This is a genomic window from Kitasatospora sp. NPDC057518 (assembly GCF_042802075.1).
In the GTDB taxonomy this organism is placed as follows: Bacteria; Actinomycetota; Actinomycetes; order Streptomycetales; family Streptomycetaceae; genus Kitasatospora.
Window position 1 is genome coordinate 1 of sequence record NZ_JBHVEU010000599.1, and the last position, 4,409, is coordinate 4,409.

The window sequence follows — 4,409 nt, forward strand, 5'->3', positions numbered from 1 at the left end:
TCGCGGTAGGGGCCCTGGTAGGTGCACTGGTCGGCCCAGTCGTGCCAGAAGTCGGCGGTGGCGTCGAGCATGCCCTCGGCGTCCGGGGGCTTGGGCGCGTCGAGGTGGGAGGCCTGCCAGGTGAGGGCGAAGGCGATCCGCTCCCCGGCGGTGACGGTGAAGTCGGCGTAGGTGGTGAGGTCTCGGCCGTAGGTCTCGGCCCTGCCGTCCAGCCACACGGAGTCGGGGCCGGCCACGGCGACGGTGCGGTGGCCGCCGTCGGCCTGCTCGACGCGGCGGACCCAGGGCACCACCCGGCCGTAGGAGAAGCGCATCCGCAGTGCGGAGCGCATCCGCACGGTGCCGGAGACGCCCTCGACGATCCGGATCAGCTGTGGGGCGGCGGTACCGCGCGGGGGCATGAAGTCCACCACCCGCACGGTGCCGCCGTCGGTGTCCCACTCCTGCTCCAGGATCAGCGAGTCGCCCCGGTAGCGGCGGCGGTCGGCGGGCACGGCCGGGGCGGCGGTGTCGCCGCCCGGGCCGAGCCGCCAGAAGCCGTGCTCGTCGGTCCCCAGCAGGCCGGCGAAGACCGCCGGGGAGTCGAAGCGGGGCAGGCAGAGCCAGTCGACGGAGCCGTCCCGGCCGACCAGGGCGGCGGTCTGCATGTCGCCGATCAGCGCGTAGTCCTCGATGCGGGCGGGCACGGGCGTTCTCCAGAGTGGTGCGGAAGGGATGGGAGAGGGGAAGAAGCGGGGGCTAGCCCTTGGACGAGCCCGAGTTGGCGTCGCGCACGAAGTGCCGCTGGAAGCAGAAGAACAGCAGCGCCACCGGGAGGGTGGAGACGAGCGCGGCCGCCAGCTTGAGCGGGTACTGGGTGCCGGAGCCGAGGCCGCCGGCGACGAAGTGGGCGAGTCCGGTGGTCAGGGTGTCGTGGTCGCTGGACTGGGTGGAGACCAGGAAGTGGGTGAACTCGTTCCAGGAGCCCTGGAAGGAGAGCACGGTGAGGGTGATCAGGGAGGGCCGGGACATCGGCAGCACGACCGACCAGAAGATCCGGAAGGTCCCGGCGCCGTCGATCCGCGCCGCCTCCTCGATCTCGCGCGGCACCGACTCGAAGAACTGCTTCATGATGAAGATCCCGGCGGCGTCGACCAGCAGGGGCAGGACCATCCCGCTGTAGGTGTCGAACATGCCGAAGCTCTTCAGCACCAGGAACTTGGGGATCAGCAGCACCACGCCCGGCACCGCCATCACGGCGAGCACGAAGCCGAAGAGCAGCCGCCGGCCGGGGAACCTGATCCGGGCCAGCGCGTAGCCCGCCATCGAGTCGAACAGCACCCGGCCGGCCGTGACCAGGACGGTCACCACCACGCTGTTGCCCAGCCAGCGCAGGAACGGGACGTTCTCCATGCCGTCCGCCAGCCCGAGCAGCCGCCGGTAGGAGGCGAGGGTGCCGCCGTCCGGGAGCAGCGACATCGGGTGGGCGGCCGCGTCCGGGTCGGTCTTGAAGCTGTTCACCAGTTGCAGCAGGAACGGCAGCAGGTAGATCAGCGCGAAGCCGGCCAGGGCCGCGTAGCCGAGGAGGCGCAGCGGTCGGGGGAAGCGGCCGAGGACCGGCCGGTCCTCGGCCCGCGGGGCGTCAGTGCGCGGCACGTCGGGCTCCCTTCCGCCCCGGCTTGCCGTCCCGTTCCCGCAGCACCCACCGCTGGACGGCGGTGAGCAGCAGGATCAGGCCGAGCAGGACGAACGCGATGGCGGCGCCCTGCCCGTAGTCGGCGTTGTCGAAGCCGGAGGAGTAGGACAGGTAGGCGGGGGTGAGGGTGGTGTTGCCGGGGGCGCCCTTGCCCATCACGTAGACCTGGTCGAAGACCTGCCAGGTGGAGATCAGGCCGAGGGTCAGGACGAGGAACAGGACGGGCCGCAGCGCGGGCAGGGTGACGTGGCGCAGCAGTTGGCGGCGGTTGACGCCGTCCAGGGCGGCGGCCTCCTCCAGTTCGCGCGGGATGTCCTGGAGGGCGGCGAGGAAGATCAGCATGAAGGTGCCGGAGGTGGTCCAGACCGCCATCAGGATCAGGGTGGACATCGCGACCGAGGGCCCGGCGAACCACTCGGACCAGGGGAGTCCGAGCGGCCCGCCGGCGGTCGGCGCCGGCTGGTCGACGCCGAACCAGCCGAGCACCAGCCAGACCAGTCCGCGCGGGTCGGCGAACCAGTTCGGTCCCTGGACGCCGAGCCAGCCGAGCATCCGGTTGACGGCGCCGCTGCCCTGGAAGAGGAAGAGGAAGACCGTCGAGACGGCGATCGAGCTGGTGACGGACGGGAAGTAGAACACCGTGCGCAGGGCGCCCCGGCCGCGCAGCATCCGCTGGTTGACGGCGATGGCGAGGAAGAGCGCCAGTACCGTCTGGAGCGGCACGGTCAGCACCACGTAGTACAGGGTGTTGCGCAGCGAGGTGGCGAACAGGGTGCGGTCCAGGCCGTCCTGGGTGAACAGCCGCCGGTAGTTGTCCAGGCCGACGAAGTCCGCGCTGCCGCTGAAGGGGTTGGACTGGCCGTCCCAGTGCAGCAGGCTGACCCACAGGGCCATCGCGATGGGCAGGACCATGAAGAGCCCGAGGACGAGGACCATGGGGCCGGTGAACAGCCAGCCCCACGCTCCCTCGCGCAGGCCGCGCCCGGCCCTCGTCCCGGCGGTGCGGGCCGTACGGGCGGTGCGGTCGGTACGGGCGGCGCTCTTACTTGGCATTCTTGAGCGCCTGCTCGCCGTTGCGCTGGAGGCTGCCCAGGACGGCCGCCGGGTCACCGGTCTTCAGCGACTGGAGGTCGGTGTTGAACTGGGTGAGCACCTGGTTGAACCCGGCGATGGTGACCGGCGGCTGGGAGGTGGCGACGCCGTCGACCCAGGCCTTGGACTCCGGGTACTGCTGGGCGTAGGTGGCCAGCGCGCTGGTGCGCGAGGGCATCACGCCGAAGGCCTTGGAGAACTCCAGCTGCTGGTCGGCGCTGGTCAGGTGCTTGACCAGGTCGACGCCGGCGGCCTGGTGGGTGCTCTTGGCGGCGATGCCCCAGCAGTTGCTGAACGCGAGGGTACCGGGGCCGGCCGGGCCGGCGGGCAGCGGGAGCACCTTGTACGGGACGTTCGGGAAGTCCTTGGCCATCGCCCCCTTCAGCCAGTTGCCCTCGATGGTCATCGCGGCCTTGCCCTTGCCGAGCGCCTCGCCGCCCCAGCCGGCGTCCACCTCGGCGACGTACTTGGCGGAGCCGGCCTTCATCATGGACTGGAGGTACTCCAGCGCCTGCTTGTTGGCCGGGCTGTCGGCGGTCATCGTCTTCTGCTCGGGGTCGGTGATCCAGCCGCCGGCCTCCTTCAGCAGGGCGCCGACCCGCTGGTAGTCGGGGGCGGTGACGAGGCCGGTGACGCCGTCCTTGGTGAGCTTGGCGGCGTCGTCGGACAGCTGCTGCCAGGTGGTGGGGTAGTCGGCCTCGGTCAGGCCGGCCTGCTTCCAGAGGTCGGTGTTGATCGCCAGGCCCAGGGTGGAGCTGTCCTTGGGCAGGCAGGTGAGCTTGCCGTCGTTGCTGAAGGCCTTGCGCAGCTGCTCGGAGAAGTCCGCGGCGTCGGGTATCTGGTCGCCGTAGGCGTAGAGCGAGCCGCCCTTGGCGTAGTTCGCGAACTGGTCGGAGTTGACGTAGAAGAGGTCCGGCGGGGTGCCGCCGGCGAGGGCCTGGCCGAGTTGCTGGTTGATGTTGCTGGCGATCTGCACCGTGACGGTGTTGCCGGTCTGCTGTGCCCAGGCGGCGGTGGCCGCCTTGACCGCCGCGGTCTCGGCCTCGCCGGAGGTGGCGATCAGCACCGTCAGGTCCTGCTTGCCGCCGGAGGACTGCTTGGCCGTCGAGTCGCCGAAGCCGCCGGAGGAGGAGCAGCCGGTGACGGCGCCGAGGGCGACGGCCGCGCAGACGGCGGCCGCGGCGAGGGTGCGGGAGGTGGCCATGCGTGATCTCCTTGCGAGGGTGGGGGGATGGGTCGGAGACGGCTCGGGGGAGCGGTGTCACACGCTTTCGCGGAGCACCAGTTCCGGTTCCAGCAGGACGTGTTCGGTCGGCCGTTGGCGGTCGCCGAGCCGGTCGAGCAGGAGCCGCATGCACTCGCGGCCGACCGCGTCGAGCGGCTGGGCGAGGCTGGACAGCGAGGGGAAGAGCAGGGGGGCGATCGGCGAGTCGTCGAAGCCGATGACGGCCGCCTCCGGGCCGGGGGCGCGGCCGTCGTGCCGCAGCGCCTGGTACCAGCCGAGGGCCAGGGTGTCGCTGGCGGCCACGACCGCGGTCGCGCCGGCCGCGAGCAGCCGCTCGGCGGCCTCGGTGGCGCGCTCCGGGTCGTCCGGGCTCTCGGCCCGGCGGCCCCGGGTGGGCAGGCCGAGTTCGCGCATCGT

Annotated in this window: 5 protein-coding genes; all 5 read right to left on the minus strand. The window is 71.7% G+C overall.

The genetic code is table 11. The features are described 5' to 3' along the window. On the minus strand, positions 1-686 hold a 686-nt coding region (locus ACFU7Z_RS36815), incomplete at its 3' end, for a trehalase-like domain-containing protein (RefSeq protein ID WP_380782421.1). Between the two features lie 52 nt (positions 687-738). After that, positions 739-1,635: a carbohydrate ABC transporter permease gene (locus ACFU7Z_RS36820; RefSeq protein ID WP_380782423.1), complete on the minus strand. Its 897-nt coding sequence runs from the start codon at positions 1,633-1,635 to the stop codon at positions 739-741. Beyond that, a complete protein-coding gene (locus tag ACFU7Z_RS36825; RefSeq protein WP_380782425.1) occupies positions 1,622-2,728 on the minus strand; it encodes a carbohydrate ABC transporter permease in 1,107 nt (368 codons plus the stop codon). The genes ACFU7Z_RS36820 and ACFU7Z_RS36825 overlap by 14 nt, the downstream gene beginning before the upstream one ends. Then, entirely contained in the window at positions 2,718-3,971 is a 1,254-nt protein-coding gene (locus ACFU7Z_RS36830; RefSeq protein ID WP_049650543.1) for an extracellular solute-binding protein, read from the minus strand. Before ACFU7Z_RS36830 ends, ACFU7Z_RS36825 begins: the two co-directional genes overlap by 11 nt. 57 nt (positions 3,972-4,028) lie before the next feature. Next, positions 4,029-4,409: substrate-binding domain-containing protein (locus ACFU7Z_RS36835; RefSeq protein ID WP_380782427.1), on the minus strand; the 381-nt coding region annotated here is incomplete at its 5' end.